The organism is Pseudomonas sp. I3-I5 (assembly GCF_022699445.1).
In the GTDB taxonomy this organism is placed as follows: Bacteria; Pseudomonadota; Gammaproteobacteria; order Pseudomonadales; family Pseudomonadaceae; genus Aquipseudomonas; species Aquipseudomonas fulva.
In genome coordinates this window covers 1,525,364-1,541,820 of record NZ_CP093940.1, presented here as the reverse complement: position 1 = coordinate 1,541,820, position 16,457 = coordinate 1,525,364, and the positions used below count along the sequence as shown (strand labels likewise).

14 protein-coding genes and 4 pseudogenes are annotated in these 16,457 nt (G+C 60.5%); 8 read left to right on the top strand and 10 right to left on the bottom strand.

Translation table 11 applies throughout. The features are described 5' to 3' along the window. Positions 1-77: 77 nt before the first annotated feature. The 8 genes and pseudogenes from MOP87_RS06920 to MOP87_RS06885 all read right to left on the bottom strand — a co-directional run bounded on the left by MOP87_RS06920 (position 78) and on the right by MOP87_RS06885 (position 5,075). On the bottom strand, positions 78-389 hold the full coding sequence (locus MOP87_RS06920; protein WP_242810566.1) for a hypothetical protein: 312 nt from the start codon (positions 387-389) through the stop codon (positions 78-80). Then, a pseudogene (locus tag MOP87_RS06915) lies at positions 359-694 on the bottom strand (transposase domain-containing protein); the annotation flags it as partial. The pseudogene MOP87_RS06915 and the gene MOP87_RS06920, both read right to left, overlap by 31 nt. Positions 695-765: 71 nt before the next feature. Beyond that, positions 766-2,300, bottom strand: a pseudogene (locus tag MOP87_RS06910) (IS66 family transposase). 61 nt (positions 2,301-2,361) lie between these two features. Continuing rightward, complete coding sequence (gene tnpB, locus MOP87_RS06905; protein ID WP_242810286.1) at positions 2,362-2,697, bottom strand: IS66 family insertion sequence element accessory protein TnpB; 336 nt, start codon at positions 2,695-2,697, stop codon at positions 2,362-2,364. Beyond that, positions 2,694-3,053, bottom strand: coding sequence for a transposase (locus tag MOP87_RS06900; RefSeq protein ID WP_242810285.1), 360 nt, complete (start codon positions 3,051-3,053; stop codon positions 2,694-2,696). The genes tnpB and MOP87_RS06900 overlap by 4 nt, the downstream gene beginning before the upstream one ends. 59 nt (positions 3,054-3,112) lie before the next feature. Continuing rightward, positions 3,113-3,316 (bottom strand): annotated as a pseudogene (locus MOP87_RS06895) (transposase); the annotation flags it as partial. Positions 3,317-3,433: 117 nt separating this feature from the next. After that, entirely contained in the window at positions 3,434-4,159 is a 726-nt protein-coding gene (locus tag MOP87_RS06890) for a hypothetical protein (RefSeq protein WP_242810284.1), read from the bottom strand. A 58-nt stretch (positions 4,160-4,217) separates the two neighbouring features. Then, positions 4,218-5,075 (bottom strand): annotated as a pseudogene (locus MOP87_RS06885) (site-specific integrase). 385 nt (positions 5,076-5,460) lie between these two features. On the opposite strand from MOP87_RS06885, the gene dusA reads away from it, so the two are divergent. Further along, a complete protein-coding gene (gene dusA / locus MOP87_RS06880; RefSeq protein WP_242810283.1) occupies positions 5,461-6,399 on the top strand; it encodes a tRNA dihydrouridine(20/20a) synthase DusA in 939 nt (312 codons plus the stop codon). 175 nt (positions 6,400-6,574) lie between these two features. Continuing rightward, positions 6,575-7,501, top strand: a complete 927-nt coding sequence (tal, locus tag MOP87_RS06875; RefSeq protein ID WP_242810282.1) for a transaldolase — start codon at positions 6,575-6,577, stop codon at positions 7,499-7,501. A 137-nt stretch (positions 7,502-7,638) separates the two neighbouring features. Here tal and MOP87_RS06870 read toward each other — a convergent pair whose 3' ends face one another. Together MOP87_RS06870 and MOP87_RS06865 are read right to left on the bottom strand one after the other, a co-directional pair. After that, positions 7,639-8,595: an aliphatic sulfonate ABC transporter substrate-binding protein gene (locus MOP87_RS06870; RefSeq protein WP_242810281.1), complete on the bottom strand. Its 957-nt coding sequence runs from the start codon at positions 8,593-8,595 to the stop codon at positions 7,639-7,641. A gap of 15 nt (positions 8,596-8,610) precedes the next feature. Next, entirely contained in the window at positions 8,611-9,576 is a 966-nt protein-coding gene (locus MOP87_RS06865) for an ABC transporter substrate-binding protein (RefSeq protein WP_242810280.1), read from the bottom strand. Positions 9,577-9,773: 197 nt separating this feature from the next. Between MOP87_RS06865 and MOP87_RS06860 the strand changes: the two genes are divergently transcribed. The 6 genes from MOP87_RS06860 (at position 9,774) to MOP87_RS06835 (ending at position 16,457) form a co-directional block, all read left to right on the top strand. After that, complete coding sequence (locus tag MOP87_RS06860; RefSeq protein ID WP_242810279.1) at positions 9,774-10,664, top strand: LysR family transcriptional regulator; 891 nt, start codon at positions 9,774-9,776, stop codon at positions 10,662-10,664. A gap of 192 nt (positions 10,665-10,856) precedes the next feature. After that, the gene (locus tag MOP87_RS06855; protein WP_242810278.1) at positions 10,857-11,990 is read left to right on the top strand and encodes an acyl-CoA dehydrogenase family protein; all 1,134 of its coding nucleotides are present in this window, start codon (positions 10,857-10,859) and stop codon (positions 11,988-11,990) included. Next, on the top strand, positions 11,987-12,931 hold the full coding sequence (locus tag MOP87_RS06850) for a D-isomer specific 2-hydroxyacid dehydrogenase family protein (protein WP_242810277.1): 945 nt from the start codon (positions 11,987-11,989) through the stop codon (positions 12,929-12,931). Before MOP87_RS06855 ends, MOP87_RS06850 begins: the two co-directional genes overlap by 4 nt. A gap of 18 nt (positions 12,932-12,949) precedes the next feature. Further along, positions 12,950-13,744, top strand: a complete 795-nt coding sequence (locus tag MOP87_RS06845; protein WP_242810276.1) for a class II aldolase/adducin family protein — start codon at positions 12,950-12,952, stop codon at positions 13,742-13,744. 146 nt (positions 13,745-13,890) lie between these two features. Next, positions 13,891-15,510 (top strand): ABC transporter substrate-binding protein, encoded by a 1,620-nt coding sequence (locus tag MOP87_RS06840; RefSeq protein ID WP_242810275.1) that lies wholly within the window; start codon positions 13,891-13,893, stop codon positions 15,508-15,510. Next, positions 15,507-16,457, top strand: a complete 951-nt coding sequence (locus MOP87_RS06835) for an ABC transporter permease (RefSeq protein ID WP_242810274.1) — start codon at positions 15,507-15,509, stop codon at positions 16,455-16,457. The genes MOP87_RS06840 and MOP87_RS06835 overlap by 4 nt, the downstream gene beginning before the upstream one ends.

Sequence of the window (16,457 nt, the reverse complement as noted above, 5' to 3'; positions counted from 1 at the left end):
CACTACGGAGCGGTGACACTTACTACTGGCCTGATATTTGAATTGAAATCAAGGGCCCACATCCGCTGATGCAGGTATCACTTCGCCTTGGTTTCCTCAGCCTTTTGGAATCTCTTCATAGCCTTATCCGCCTGCTCGACCGCACGCTCTGTCGAGCGGCGCGATGCCGCAATCTGTTCCTCCAGAATTGACGGGTGCTGCTGGAGCTGAACAGGATCAAGGATAGGCGTCTCTTCTTGAGGATCGCCTATCACCATCACGACCTGGTGCTTGCGCACCGAGACAGGTGCTTCCATAGCCGTCTCATAGCTCTGTAAGCGATCCACGAACCCCACCCAACGCAAGGTGAGACCATCGTTTACCGTGGCATTTCCGGTGAGCAGTTCCAAGGCAACAGCGCTTCGTAGTCGGCCACTGTCTGTGTATGCGGCAGTCGCTCCAGTACGTGGCGCAGCCACGTATAGGGCTCTTGGCCGTTGATCTTGGCGGTCTCGACCAAGCTGTAGAGCTGAGCACTGGCGGCAGCACCCTTGGGCGTGTCACTGAACAGCCAGGCTTTGCGGCCGATCACAAACGGCTTTATTGCGCGCTCTGCCGGGTTGTTGTCGATCGGTAAATACCCAGCCTCCACATAACGCTCCAGCCGACTCAAGTTGCTCGCCAGGTAATTTACTGCCTTGCCGAGCACACTTTGCGTATGCGATCCATGAACCCCACATTCAAAGCGCTTACCTGTAAGCGACCCGCAAACACACCTTGCGCTCGTTAAGCTGGCGTCCACTGATGCGGCAGCAAAGCCTCAATCTCGCTAGCCCGCTGCGTTGGCAGTCGCTTCAGCACGTCCTTGAGATAGGCATACGGATCATGTCCATTCATGCGCGCCGACTGAATCAGGCTCATGATCGCCGCCGCCCGCTTGCCACTGCGCAGTGATCCTGCAAACAACCAATTAGCACGCCCAAGTACCCACGGTCGTATTTGGTTCTCGACGTGGTTGTTATCGATGGGCAAGGCGCCGTCGTCCAGGTAGCGCGTCAGCGCTACCCAGCGTTTCAAGCTGTAATCCAGAGCTTTGGCAATGGCCGAGCCTTCGGGTACCAGCTCGCGCTGGGTCAGCATCCAGTCATGCAGTTTTTCAGCGATGGGAACCGCATCTCGCTGACGTATTCGCCGACGGTCGTCTTCGCTCATGTCCTTGGCCTGCCGTTCGACCTCGTAGAGCGCGCCGATTGTCACAAGGGCCTGCTCGGCCAACTGGCTCTTGTTCGCCGCATGCAAGTCAAAGAACTTGCGGCGCGCATGGGCCATGCAGCCAATCTCGACGATGCACTGCTCGAAACTGGCCTTGTAGCCGGCAAAGTCATCGCACACCAACTTGCCGCGCCAGTCGCCGAGGAAGTTACGCGCATGCTCGCCGGCACGGCTCGGGCTGAAGTCGTAAACCACGGATTTAAGCGCTGCGTAAGCAGTGCTGCTATAGGCCCACACATAACTTCGATGGGTTTTCTTTTCACCCGGTGCCAACATCTGAACCGGTGTTTCATCGGCGTGGACGACTGGTTGAGCCAGTACCGCTTCACGCAGGGCATCGACAAGCGGTTGAAGCTGCGCGCCGGTTTGCCCGACCCACCGGGCCAGTGTCGAGCGTGGAATCGCCAGGCCGGCGCGGCCAAAGATCTTTTCCTGCCGGTACAACGGCAGGTGGTCAGCGAACTTGGCCACCATGACATGGGCCAGCAGGCCTGCGGTGGGGATGCCTTTGTCGATGACTTGCGCAGGAACCGGTGCCTGGATCAGGGTTTCGCAACCTCGGCAGGCCCACTTTCCACGTACATGCTGCTCAACCGTGAACACGCCCGGCGTGTAATCCAGCTTCTCGCTGACATCTTCACCGATGCGCTGAAGCTTGCAGCCACACGCACATGGGTGTCGTCGGGGTCATGATGAATCACGGTGCGCGGAAGCTGTGCAGGCAGTGGTGCGCGCTTGGGCTTCTGGCGTGGCTCTTTTGGGGCCGGGTCGGGATGAAGTGCGTTCAGCTCAGCTTCGATGGCCTCAAGATCAGTGCTGAGCAGATCATCGAGCAAGCGGCCTTGCTCTGGACTGATCTGTTCGCTGCGCTTGGCGTACTTGTGGCGCTTGAGGAAAGCGATCTCATGAGTGAGCTGCTCGATGACGATCTTGTCGTCCTGGATCTTGCGGCTCATCGTCTCGACTTGAGACTGCAATGTCAGCGTCTGCTCAAGCAGCGCGCGCAGCTCTGCTGGGGTCAGTTGGTCGAGGTCGGGTAAGGAAGTCATGCCGCCAATCATGCCAGAGCAATGCACTGGCGGCGATTGGCGGTTAGGCCAATAGTCAGTACTAAAGCCGTGTGATGGTGCTGTTGGCGCCCATGCGTTGCCAAGGTAATCCGACGATAAGTGCCTGAACTTGCTCGCCGTCCAGTTCCACTTGAGCGCCGTGACGAACGCCCGGCCAGTGGAATTTACCTTGGTTCAGTCGGCGTGCTGCCAACCACACGCCAATGCCGTCATGCACCAACACCTTCATCCGGTTGGCACGGCGGTTGGCAAAGAGATAAGCGCAGTGCGGCTTCGCCGCACCGAAGACCGCGACAACGCGGGCCAACGCCGTTTCGGTGCCGGCGCGCATGTCCATGGGCTCGGTGGCGAGCCAGATTGTATCGATGCGAATCATTTGACGAGGCCGCGAATGAAGCGCGCGCAGCCATCGGGATCGACAGCGGGCCAGGTCACCGTGAGCGTTTGTTGTTTGAACGGAATTTCAATACGCGCCACCGTTGGCTGCGCAGGTGCAGATTCGGGCTTCATCGTCAGCGGCACGAATGCCGGTAGCGCGTCAGGTTGGCGGTCACGATAGAGCGGAATCCATTTGCGTACCAGGTTGGCGTTGATGCCATGGCGCAGCGCGATGCTGGCTATCGACACGTCAGGTTGAAGACATTCCTGGACGACTTGGGCTTTGAACGGTTTTGGATATAAGAGGTGCGCTGGCGCATGGTGATCCTTGCGATTAAGGGCGATGGTGTCCACGTATTTTTAGGTGGACACCATCGCCCTTATCGCTGGGATTCTGGAGGTGTGTTTGCTGGCCGCTTACGCTCTGGCGTCAACGCTTTGCTGGCCGGCGTAACGCCGCCGCGCTCCTGCTGAAGCTGATTAACCCATTGGCGCAGTGCCGACTCGACCAAGTCGAGCGAACGGGCCGCTTCGGCATGGCTGTAGCCGTGATCGAGCACCAGGCAGGCAGCTTCGCACTTGAACTCAGGGGTAAAGGTACGGCGTTGCTTGGTCATCGGACACCTCTCTGTGGCGAGCATTCTCGCCTAAATGGGTGTCCGGGGTTAGTAGACCACTACAACGTCCCAGCTAACCTGTGCTACGGGCGCTACGACCACCGCCCGCCGCGTTACTCATAGCATTGAGCCGGTCCTAATCAGATGCTGAGGCTCAATTTTATCCGCATAGACTTGATGCAATGTCTCCAACACCAATTTACCGAAGCCAGTTAGCTCATATGAAACCTTTATAAACGACTCTTTCCGCTGAGGGTCAAGCAACATAGTTTGACGAGTGGCATTTTCGATTTTTCTTTTGCACATCCTAACACCTACTAAAATGTCACCCAAGGCATCCTCGAAGGTATGTGGATTCATGTAGCCATGCATAAAGAAAAAAAGATCCAGATTATTCAATTTCTCAAAAACTCGACTTATATCCGAGAAATTATCTTTGGTGATCTCCTTGCTAATTAAGCGCTTAAATGCCCCGGCCAGCATAAGCGCCTTTTGCTCATTTTCCAGGCGATCCATTAATTCAATTAGGTCCGATACAAATTCTTCCGCTTCTTCTGAATTTTTGAAGGACTCATCGAACTCCTTAAGCTCCTCAGCAGTTAGACCGGACACCTGAGAATAAAAGACCTCAACTCGGCGAAGAAACTTTCTACGCTTAAACTTATTTCTAAACTCCCACACACCTACTAAACTTCCCACCACCGGCATGTCTTTCAGAGGCTCGCAATCCACCAGGGCGTCAACTGCCACCTCCATATAGTCCTTTGCTGGCATGGACTCAATAAAGCTTCGTACTACACCCTTCAATCCGTCTGAATCTTTTCCCACTCTTTCCTTGGTCATTTCCACCTCCGCCAACTCTAGCACCCAAAACAAATTTAGACTCTAAAATTCTGTAGAGTCATTTCCAGTCACCATAGCGATCACCGCGCCCATGCAAATGAGTGTAGCGCCGAAGCGAGTGCCAATGCCGATAACCTGATACACCTGAAACCCTAGATATATCCCAGTCCATTTCAAACAACCCACCCACCCCTTCGTAACGTTAGCATGGAGGTGGAGACCCTCAACCCCCTTCATCTTGCATGCCTTAGATCAAGCCATGCCAACTGAGCCCGTGTTGTATGGAAATATCTCCGAACATCGTCGCGGCATGCTCTGCACGATAGCCCAAGCCTTATCCGGCAAATAACACCAAACATCATTTCCGATCATCTGGCCAGGGTTTCTCATGTCCCGTACTTCCATCGCCTGTCGGTGCTCATCCAGATCCTCCCAAAAGATTCGGCTGCTCTCGCCCATACGCCGTGTCGAGAAGATTGCGAACGCCATCACCTTGGGCAGGTGGATGACGCTTGGTCGCCGCTGCAGAATCTCGAAGTAGTGCTCCAGCACTTTGTCTATTTCATCCAGTATCGGACGCCGATCCCGCTCACATCTTCTCATGTTGTAACCAAATTTCTTCAGCGACAAGCGGGCATCTGGCATTGCCTGCGGATCAATCTAATGCACCACGCTGCCCTGACCATCGACAATACCGAGCCCAGGTGTGCCAGATCATTGCCGGCCGTCTGCGGCTTGACTCCGCTAACTTCAGGGCTCATGCGCCACAGGGCAAAGTCCACCAGCATCTGCTGGGTGATGGCGGAGCCCACCTTAACACCCAGTTAGCTTTTTTCTTGATGGCATTCAACGTGCGCCGCTTCGTTTCGGCCAGCGGCTGGGACTTATAGGCCTCGAATAGATCGCGGTCAATCATCTACCTCACCGTGTGCCCATCCCGGCTGGCCAGCTCGATCAAACCATGTTCTGCCAACTCAGTTCCCCGTCCCTTCGCCCAGGCCACTGCTGCCCGTTTGCGAGCAAACGTCTGGCTCTCTTGATAGACTGCCGCCTTGTCGCGGGTGGTGTGGATCTAAGCTGTCTAGCTGATCGTGCCGTCGGCCTTCTTGCGAGGTCTGATCGTTGATATGAGAGTTGGTACACGTCCTGATTCGATTGGTACATTGTGCCAATCACCCGGTAAAATGCCCCAACCCCTCCAAAATTCGGTACGAAACACGTTGAACGATTTGACCGCAACATTAGGCTCGAAATCAACAATCACCCGCCCTGAGCCCTCCCGCCGCTTCAGCGTTGCCCCCATGATGGACTGGACCGACCGCCACTGCCGGTTCTTCCTGCGCCTGCTCTCCAAGCACACCCTGCTCTACACCGAAATGGTCACCACCGGTGCCCTGCTGCACAATGACGCCCAGCGTTTCCTGCGCCACGATGCCTCCGAGCACCCGTTGGCCCTGCAACTGGGCGGCAGTGTACCGGCGGACCTGGCGGCGTGTGCGCGGCTGGCCGAGGCCGATGGCTATGATGAGGTCAACCTCAATGTCGGCTGCCCCAGTGACCGGGTGCAGAACAACATGATCGGCGCCTGCCTGATGGCGCACCCGGCGTTGGTGGCCGATTGCGTGAAGGCGATGCGCGACGCTGTCTCGACACCGGTGACAGTCAAGCACCGCATTGGCATCAATGGCCGCGACAGCTATGCAGAGCTGTGTGACTTCGTCGGGCAAGTGCGCGAGGCGGGTTGCCGCAGTTTCACCGTGCACGCACGCATCGCCATTCTCGAAGGGCTGTCGCCTAAGGAAAACCGCGAAGTGCCGCCGCTGCGCTATGACGTGGCCGCGCAACTGAAAGCTGATTTCCCGGACCTTGAGATCGTGCTCAACGGCGGCATCAAAACCTTGGCCGACTGCCATGCCCACCTTCAGACCTTCGACGGCGTGATGCTGGGCCGCGAGGCCTATCACAACCCTTACCTGCTGGCCGAGGTGGATCAACAGCTGTTCGGCCGCACGGCACCGGTGGTCACCCGCACCGAAGTGCTGGCGCAGTTACGGCCTTACATCGTGGCCCATATGCAGGCAGGGGGTGCGATGCATCACGTGACCCGGCATATTCTCGGCCTTGCCCAGGGCTTCAAGGGCGCTCGTCGGTTCCGCCAACTGCTTTCGGCAGACATTCACAAGGCAGCCGAGCCGCTGGTCGTGTTCGACCAGGCCGTTGAGCTGTTGCAGGGGCGTTGAGGCGCTGGCGTGTCACGCAGGCGCCTGCCGGTTGCGCGACACGATGCAAGGCCCGGCCTGAAGGGAACCTGGGGGACGGTGGGTACTCGAACATTCACCTCTCGTACAGCCGGGCCCTTGAGCGACCGTGGGGGCTGGGGTAATGTCGAGTCATTGCACAGGACAGAGTACGCCCATGACTTCCAAGCTGGAACAACTCAAGCAGTTCACGACCGTGGTCGCCGACACCGGTGACCTGGACGCCATCACGCGCCTGAAACCGGTAGACGCCACCACCAACCCGTCGCTGCTGCTCAAGGCTGCCGCCATCCCGGCCTATGCCGAGTTGCTCACGCGCGTGAAGGGCGAGGCCAACGGTGATCTGGACCAGGCCTGCGACATGTTCGCGGTGGCGGTGGGTTCCGGCATTCTCAAAGCAATCCCCGGGCGTATCTCGACCGAAGTGGATGCGCGGCTGTCGTTCGATGAACTTGCCCTGCTGGCCAAGGCTCGCTCGCTGATCGAGCTGTACGAAAAGGCCGGTGTTGGCCGGGACCGTGTGCTGATCAAGCTGGCGTCCACCTGGGAAGGTATCCGCGCCGCCGAGAAGCTGGAGAAGGAAGGCATCCAGACCAACCTGACCTTGCTGTTCTCCTTCGCCCAAGCCCAGGCCTGCGCCGACGCTGGTGTGTTCCTGATTTCGCCGTTCGTGGGCCGGATTTACGATTGGCACAAGAAAAGCACGGGCAAGGAGTACACCGGTGCCGATGATCCAGGCGTACAGTCCGTCACGCGGATCTACAACTACTACAAGGCTAATGGCTACGACACCGTGGTCATGGGCGCCAGCTTCCGCAATACCAACCAGATCGAACAGCTCGCCGGTTGTGATCGCCTGACCATCAGCCCGGAATTGCTGCAGCAGTTGAGCGAAGACCAAGGCGACCTGCCGCAGGTATTGAAGCCAGGCAATGCCGGTGAGCCCAAGCGTCATCTGAGTGAGAGCGAGTTCCGCTGGGACATGAACGAAGACGCCATGGCTACCGAGAAGCTGGCCGAGGGCATCCGCCAGTTTGCGCGCGATCAGGAGAAGCTTGAGAAGGTCATGGGTGAAGAAGGCTGATCCAATTCAGGTTGTCTCGCGGGCGGGAAGTGTTCGACATTTCCCGCCCGTTTTGTTTACAAGTGTTTGGTAGCGGGACCTCTACCCTGCATGCCCTGCAGGCTTATTCAGTGCTGGGGCGAATGAGTTTTCCTGCACTACTTCTGAACCGGCTCATAAAGGCTCACGGCACTCGCATCCACCTTTTTCGGCAACAGCCCTTCGCGGTAGAACGCATCGGCGATACGCTGCTGCTCGCCCAGGTTCTCTGGCTTGACCGGCTGTACGTCGTAACTGCGCCGGGCGTTGGCCTGCTGCACCGTGGCACTGTCCAGGTTGCCCCACAGCGGGCCAAGGATGCGCGCGGCCTGGGCCGGGTGCGCTTTGGTCCACGTGCCGGCCTCACGCAAGGCGAGGTAGACCTGTTCCAGCACCTCAGGATGCGCTTTGGCATAATCGCTTCCCGCCAGGTAATAGCGCTGATAGCTGGCCAACTCGCTCCCATCGGCCAGAATGCGCGCATGCTGCTGGCGTTGGGCGCTGGCCACATACGGGTCCCACGTCACCCAGGCATCGACCTTGCGGTTTTCGAACGCGGCGCGGCCATCGGCCGGTATCAGGTAGGCGGGGCTGATGTCCTTGAACGTCAGTCCCGCCTGCGCCAGCGCCTGGATCAGCAGGTAATGGCTGCCCGCTGCCTTGGTCACGGCCACGCGCTTGCCCTTGAGGTCGGCCAGGGTCTTGAGGGTCGAATCCGCGGGTACCAGGATCGCCTGAGCGGTCGGCGACGGTGCCTCGCGGGCAAAATACGTAAGCTTTGCACCTGCTGCCTGGGTGAACACGGGCACGGTATCGGCCACATCCGCCGAGATATCGACATTGCCCAGGTTCAGCGCCTCCAACAGCGGCAGTCCGCTTGGGAATTCATGCCATGTGACCCGAATGCCCTCGGCCCGCAGGCGCTGCTCCAGGCCGCCGCGGGCCTTGAGCAGGGTTAGCAGGGTCGAGGATTTCTGGTAGCCGATGCGCAGTGTTTGGTCGGCGGTAGCCAAGCTTGGTAGCACCGTACTGGCCAATAGCGCCAGGCAAAGCCTGCGTAGAATGATCACGCTCATCAAGGTATCTCCGGGTCAAGGTTGCGCAGCCAGCTTGGTGCTTTCGGGGACGGTAAAGCCGCTGGCGAAGGTGGGTGCCACGTCAAGGCGCTCAGTCATCAGCCCGTGCGCATGGTAGAAATCAGCCGTCTCCTGCTGAGTAGCGATGGTCTGAGGGTCGATCACCTGCCAGCGCAATTGACGACGCTCAAATTGCAGGCGGGCTGCGTCCTGGGGGAAACCGATGATGGCGGCCAGGGTTTTCGAGTAACTGTCCAGGTGCTGGTTGGCCCAGACCTGCGCCTTGGCCAGGCGGTTGAGGTAGTCCTGCAGTGCAGCCTGCCGTGCAGGTTCGCTCAACGCCTTGTCGGTCGCGGCGAGGAAGCTGTTCCCACTGGAAAGCCCCCGCCCGTTGACCAGCACCCTTCCCTGCCCGCTGAGTTCAGCCAGCGCGGTGTAAGGCTCCCAGGTGGCCCAGGCGTCTACCGACCCATTGGCCAAAGCGATCTTGGCATCCACCGGCCCCAGAAACCTCAATTGCACGTCCTTTTCGCTCAGCCCTACCTGCGCCAGGGCCTTGAGCGCCAGGTGATGCCCGATGGAGCCTCGCCCGGTTGCAATGCGCTTGCCCTTGAGTTCAGCCGCTGTGCGCACCGGCGAATCGGGCCTCACCAGCAGTGCCGTACCGTAGGGGTCAGACTTGTCTACCGCCACGGCCTTGACCGGCGCCCCTGAGGCGAGCACGAACAACAGTGGCGCATCACCGATGATGCCGGCATCGATTGCACCGGCATTGAGCGCTTCGGCGAGGGGCGCCGCCGCGGGGAATTCCGCCCACTGGATGTCGTAGGGTAGATCGCGCAGTGCGTCAGCCGCCTCCAGTTGGGCGCGCATGTTGCCCTTTTGGTCACCGATGCGCAGGGTCAGGCGCTCCGAGGCGCTAGCCTGGCCTATCAACAGGATGGCCGCAGCCAGGGTCAGTACTTTCATTCGAATAGACATGGAACGCCTCATCGGCCTGTGGGGCCGCGTCGTGCAGCCCGAGCGGACGACTCTAGCGATTATTTTTTAATAACCTAAATTGATTTTAGGAATAACCTAATATGCATTTCTAGATTGTTGAATGCCGGCCATAGCATTTCTGAAGATCGGGATTATGCTAATGCCTTATTTTTTTACCGTTCAGGTAAGGGCCGATCATGAAAATCGATGACATGGACGCGTTCGTTGCCGTCATGCGTTGCCAGTCGACCAACCTTGCCGCCGAGGCGCTGCAAGTCACGCAACCAGCCATCACCCGGCGTGTGCAGAACTTCGAGCAAGACCTTGGCGCTACCCTGCTCGACCGCAACACCAAGCCCCTCAAACCTACCCCCATGGGGCTGCGGGTCTATGAACAATGCAAAGCGATTCTGCGCGAGATCGACTCGTTGCGCGAAATGGTGGCCGACGACGGCGCGCCGTCCGGAACGCTACGCCTGGGCGTTGCGCAGACCCTGGGGGACGTGGTGCTGCTCGACGCCCTGGCGCAGATCCGCCAGGCCTACCCGCAACTGCGCACCCAGGTCACCAGCGGCTGGGGTAGCAGCTTGATCGGGCGTATGGAAAACGGTGAACTGGACGCCGCCGCCGCGCTGTTTCCGCCTGGCAAGATCTTTCCCGATGGGATCGCCAGCCAGTCCATCGCACGTATGCCGCTGAAGGTGGTGGCGGCCAAGGGTAGCGCGAGCAAACGCAGTTACAAGCTCAAGGATTGCTACACCCGCGGCTGGGTACTGAACCCCGACGGCTGCGGCTTTCGCGCTGGGCTGCAACGCGCGCTGAGCGAGCAAGGGCTGAGCCTGTCGATCAACCTGGAGACATTCGGTACTGAGCTGCAGTTGGGGTTGGTCGCCAATGGCCAGGGGCTGGGACTGGTGCCGGAGCCCTTGCTGCAAGCCAGCCGCCACCGCGACTTGCTCGACGTCCTCACCGTCAGTGATTTCAAGCCACAAGTGGACCTGTGGCTTTTTCATCCACGCTACCTGGGTAATCTCCAGGAGCCAGTGGAGCTGTTCGGCGAGGTGGCCGGGCACCGCTTGCAGGGCTGATTATGCCCGGCTGATCGAAAGTCCGGATCACTCGGGTAGTGAATCCCAGCACATTATATGCATTAATCGCATAACAGTATTTTTATGAAATTCCCTTAACTGATAATTAGCATAGAACCAAAAAGACTTTTACAGGGTTCATCCATACGAATACGGTCTTAAGAAATACACCGTCATTCAGGGATGAAACCCATGAGTCACCCCTCAGGCAGCGCCCTCGCCGAGCTGACGCAGGCCCTTGCGGCCAATGCCGAGCGCTATGACCGCAGCGCTCGGTTCCCTCGGGACAATTTCGAGCTGCTGCACCGCCACGGGCTGCTTGCCTACACGGTGCCGCGCCACCTCGGCGGCGGCGGTGCGGACTTGGCGAGCGCTCGCCGGGTGATCAGCGCGGTCTCCAAAGGCGACCCCGCCACCGGGCTTATCCTGGTGATGCAGTACTTGCAGCACGTGCGTGCGCATCGGGCAGCAGACTGGCCTGAACACCTGCGTCACCGCATCGCACGCGACGCCGTGGAACACGGCGCGCTGATCAATGCGCTGCGCGTCGAGCCTGAACTCGGCACCCCGACCCGCGGCGGCTTGCCCGCCACCTTGGCGCGCCGCACGGCGCAGGGCTGGCGCCTGAGCGGGCGCAAGATCTATTCCACGGGCAGCCATGGTCTGACCTGGTTCCTGGTCTGGGGCCGCAGCGACGACGCCGTGCCTTTGGTAGGCGCCTTTCTGGTACACCGCGACACGCCCGGTATCACCATTGTCGAGGACTGGGACCACTTGGGCATGCGTGCGACCTGCAGCCATCAAGTGCATTTCGAGGACGTGCTGATCCCGCTTGACCACGCCGTCAGCCTCAGCCCGACCAATGCCCCGAAAGCCGAACTCGACGAAGACAGTTTGCTGTGGATGAGCGTATTGCTGCCAGCCGTCTACGACGCGGTGGCACAGGCAGCACGCGATTGGTTGGTGGCATTTCTCACGCAGCGCACACCGTCGAACCTGGGTGCACCCTTGGCGAGTCTGCCGCGTTTTCAGCAGACGGTCGGGCGCATCGATACCCTGCTCTTTGCCAACCAGAGCCTGCTCGATGGCGCCGTCGCCGGGCAGACCGCCGCGCACCATGCCGGGCAGCTCAAGCATTTGGTCAGCGCCAATGCCATCGAGGCCGTGACGCTGGCGGTCGAGGCGGCGGGCAACCCTGGGCTTTCGCGGCACAATGCCCTGGAACGGCACTACCGCGATGTACTCTGCAGCCGTATCCACACCCCCCAGGACGACGTCGTCTTCAACCAGGCCGGCCGAGCTGCACTGGCGCAGGTGCAGGCATGAGCCATTCAACGATTGCCAGCCACCTCGACGCCCAGGCCAATCACTACCTGCGCAAGCAGTTGCCGGGTCATGAAGTCATCGATGTCCCACCCGGTCAGCTGAGCCTTGAGGTGGCCGCCGACGTGTTCATCCTGCGCCCGATCAATGTGCGTGGGCAGCGTGTCGACAGCCCGCCGACGCAGTGGCCCTGGGGGTTGAAGTGGGTGCAATTGGTGTCTTCGGGTATCGATCTCTACCCTCAATGGATCTTCGACGGCCCCCCTGTCACCAGCGGCAAAGGCGCCAATGCCGAGCAGGTCGCCGAGTTCGCGCTGGCACTGATGTTCGCCGCGGCAAAGCAATTGCCAAGCCTGTGGGTCAAGGACGCCGACTGGCGCCTCACCGCACTGGCGCCCTTGCGCGGGCGCACCTTGGGCATTCTGGGCTTCGGCAATATCGGCCAGAGCCTTGCTCGCAAGGCCGCGGCGCTCGGCATGCGGGTGGTGGCCCTGAGCCGGCCGGGACAGCCTATCGCCGACGTGCGCGGCGTGGCGCGCGTCGATGATCTACGCCAGTTGTTCGCACAGAGCGACCACCTGGTGCTGGCCGCCCCACTGACCCGTGAGACCCGCGGTCTGATTGATCGACACGTGCTGAGCGCGGCCCGCCCGGGCTTGCACCTGGTCAACGTCGCCCGTGGCGGGCTGATCGATCAGCAGGCGCTGCTAGCGGCGCTGGACAGCGGAGTAATCGCCCGCGCCAGCCTGGATGTGACCGACCCCGAGCCGCTGCCCGCTGGCCACCCGCTGTATGACCACCCACGCGTGTTTCTGTCGCCACATACCTCGGCCATTTCCGATGAAGGTTGCCCGGCGTTTCTCGAAGCCTTCATCGCCAATTTCCACCGCTACCGCGAGCGAGCGCCCTTGACCAACCTGGTCGACACCGCCCGTGGCTACTGATCACCGGAGAACACCTCAATGAGCTCACTGTCTGCCGTCAAGCAACCCCCCAGCAATGTGCGCGAGCGGGTCAGCGCCGAAGAATGGGAGGTGCGTGTCAAGCTGGCCGCCGCCTACCGCCTGGCGGCCCTGTTCCGCTGGACTGACCATATCTACACGCATTTTTCGGCCCGTGTACCGGGGCCCGAAGAACATTTCCTGATCAATGCCTTTGGCTTGCTGTTCGACGAAATCAGCGCCTCGAACCTGGTCAAGGTGGACGTCGACGGCTCCATTATCGACGACCCGCTAGGCCTGGGCATCAACCAGGCCGGCTATGTGATTCACAGCGCCATTCACCGCGCCCGGCCCGACCTCAAGGCTGTGCTGCACACCCACACCCGCGACGGCGCAGCGGTGTCAGCCCAGCGCGACGGCTTGCTGCCGATTTCTCAGCATGCCCTGGCGTACTACAGCCGCGTGGTTTACCACGATTACGAGGGCGTGGCCCTGGACCTGGACGAGCAGCAGCGACTGGTGGCTAACCTGGGCGACAGCAACATCCTGATCCTGCGCAACCACGGGCTGCTGACCGGGGGCATCAGCGTGGAGCATGCATTTCGCGAACTGCATGGGCTAGAGCGTGCCTGCAATATTCAGGTGGCAGCCCAGGCTGGGGGCAACGATCAATTGCTGCATGCCTCGCAGGCGGCCATTGCCAAGGTGCATGAGCAGTCCAAGCGCTTTTCCGATGGCAAGGGGGACGGCATCCAGCGGCATTGGGACGCGTTGGTTCGGCAACTGGATCGCGAGGGCCGCGACTACCAGAACTGAAGGCGCCTTGCTGTGCCTGCGCTGAGCCCAGGCTCGCCCGCTCAGGGGCATCCCTGTTCCGACGCTCGACATGCTGTCAGTGGCGACCGGCTCGCTTTGCGCTTGGCCGGATGCCGACGCACTTTTTCTCCTTGAAGGAGCATGCAATGCCCCCACTGCACCACCTGTTCGCCTTTGGCGCCCTGACCCTGGCCCTCACTGCCTGCTCCCCCGGCGATGAAGCCAGTGCTGACAAAACACTCAACATCGCCTTCTGGGGCGACAACACCACCCTGGTCAGCCTCGATCCTTTCCAGGTCTACTGGTTGGAGCACCGTGTGCTGCTGCGCAACGTGGCTGAATCCCTCACCGATCAAGACCCCGATAGCGGGCAGATCATTCCTTGGCTGGCCAAAAGCTGGGAAGTCAGTGCCGACGCCCTGAGCTACACCTTCCACTTGCGTCAGGACGTCACGTTCAGCAATGGCGAGCGCTTCGACGCGCACGCCGTGAAAGCAGCCTTCGACAGCAACAAGGCGTTTGCTGCTCAGTCGCCGGCCACCTTCGGCGCTACCTACTTGGCAGGCTACGACCATGCCGAGGTACTCGACGCCTTCACCGTGCGCCTGGTGCTATCGCGGCCTAATGCAGGCTTTTTGCAGGCCACGTCCACCACCAACCTGGCCATCCTCGCCCCAGCGTCGTACCAGCTGACCGCCAAAGCCCGCTCACTGGGCAACATCATCGGTACCGGACCGTTCATCCTCGATCACTACACACCCGAAGTGGGCGCCCGCCTGGTCAAGCGCAGCGACTACGGATGGCCCTCGGCCAACGTGCATAACCGGGGCGCTGCGCACGTGGACGCCATCAACATAAGCTACATCCCTGAAGAAAGTGTGCGAAACGGTCTGTTTCTTCAGGGCAAGACCGACATCCTGTGGCCGCGTAACCCCTTCTCCGAGGTCGATCTCAAACTGTTCCAGGCCAAGGGCGCCACCATCCAGAGCCGGTCCTTGCCAGGCCCCGCGCTGAACCTCTACCCCAACACCCGTGACAATCGCCTGCTGGCTGACCGAAACGTTCGTCTTGCGCTGCAGAAAGCCATCGATCGCACCAGTTATGCGCACACCGTCTACAACGCGCAGTTCCCCGTTGTCAGCGGCGTGTACGACGTCACCACGCCGTACTTCAAGCCCCAGGCCAACAAGCTCGTCCATGACCCTGCAGGCGCCGAGCAGTTGCTCGACGCTGCCGGTTGGCACAAGGGCGAAGACGGTTACCGGCACAAGAACGGCAAGCGCCTGACCTTGCGCTACAACCTCACCCCGGCCGAAAGCGCCGGTGATGTGCTGGTGCAGGACCAGCTGCGCAAGGTCGGCATCGATCTGAAGCTCAATGTCCTGACCCGCGCCGAGTGGGTCGCGGGCAATGCCGCCGGCAGTTATGACCTGACTTCCACCTACATGACCCGTGCCGACCCGATCATTCTGCAGACCATTCTTGATCCACGTTCGGCCAACAGCGCCACCCTGGCCACCAATACCTACGAGCCGCAAACCCTGGCACGGGCACAGGCGCTGTTCGACAGTGGCATCACCGCGACTGACGATGCGCAACGGGCCCAAGCCTACGGGCAGCTGCAAGACCTGCTGATCGACGAAGCCTCGGCCTTCCCGCTGTACGAGCGCGTCTGGCAAGCCGCCACCTCACCCCGGGTCAAGGATTTTCGCTGGACCGCCGAAGGCTTTGCGCTGTTCAGCGACATCGAGGTCAGCCAGCCATGAAGCGCTACCTGATCACCCGCCTGGGTCAGGCGCTGCTGGTACTGTGGGGTGCGTACACCATCACGTATTTCATCCTCTACCTTTTGCCTGGCGACACCCTGACCATCATGCTCAGCGCCTCCGGCATGGAGGCCGATGGCCTGTCACCCGAAGCACTGGCCAAGGCTCGTGCTTTCTACGGGCTGGACAAAGGCCTGTTCGAGCAATACATCGACCTGCTGTGGCGTGCCCTGCACGGTGATCTGGGGCAGTCGCTGTCACTAGGGCGACCCGTTACCGCACTGCTGGCCGAACGTTTGCCGCAGACCTTGGCGCTGGCGGGCTCTGCCATCGTGCTGTCGGTGGTGGGTGGGGTCGGCCTTGCCTACCTGACCGCCTACCTGCAATGGCGACCGCTCAAGACGGCACTCGCCAGGGTACCGTCGCTGGGCTATTCAATACCCGTGTTCTGGATGGGGCTGGTGCTGATCCAGGTCTTCGCCTTCGCGCTGGGCTGGTTCCCGGCCACAGGCAGCCAAGGAGTCGCCAGCCTGGTGCTGCCGGCAATCACCCTGGCGATACCCAGCGCCGCCGTGTATGCCCAGGTGTTGCAGCGGGGCTTTCAAGGGGTGTGGCAGGAACCCTACATCACCACCGCCTTCGCCAAAGGGCTCAGCCGCGCCCAGGTCCAGGCCCGCCACGGCCTGCGCAACGCCACGCTGCCGCTGCTGACCCTGATCGGGCTGCAGGTCGGCAACACCGTGTCTGGTGCCGTGCTGGTCGAGACCATCTTCTCGCGTAATGGCGTAGGCCGGTTGGCCCAGGAAGCCGTGCTGCGTCAGGACATACCGGTAGTGCTGGCGATTGTCGCGGTATCGGCGGCCGCTTTCGTGCTGGTCAACCTGATCGTCGATCTGCTCTACCCCTACCTCGACCCCCGCATCACCCCTACGGCGAAGGTGAACTGA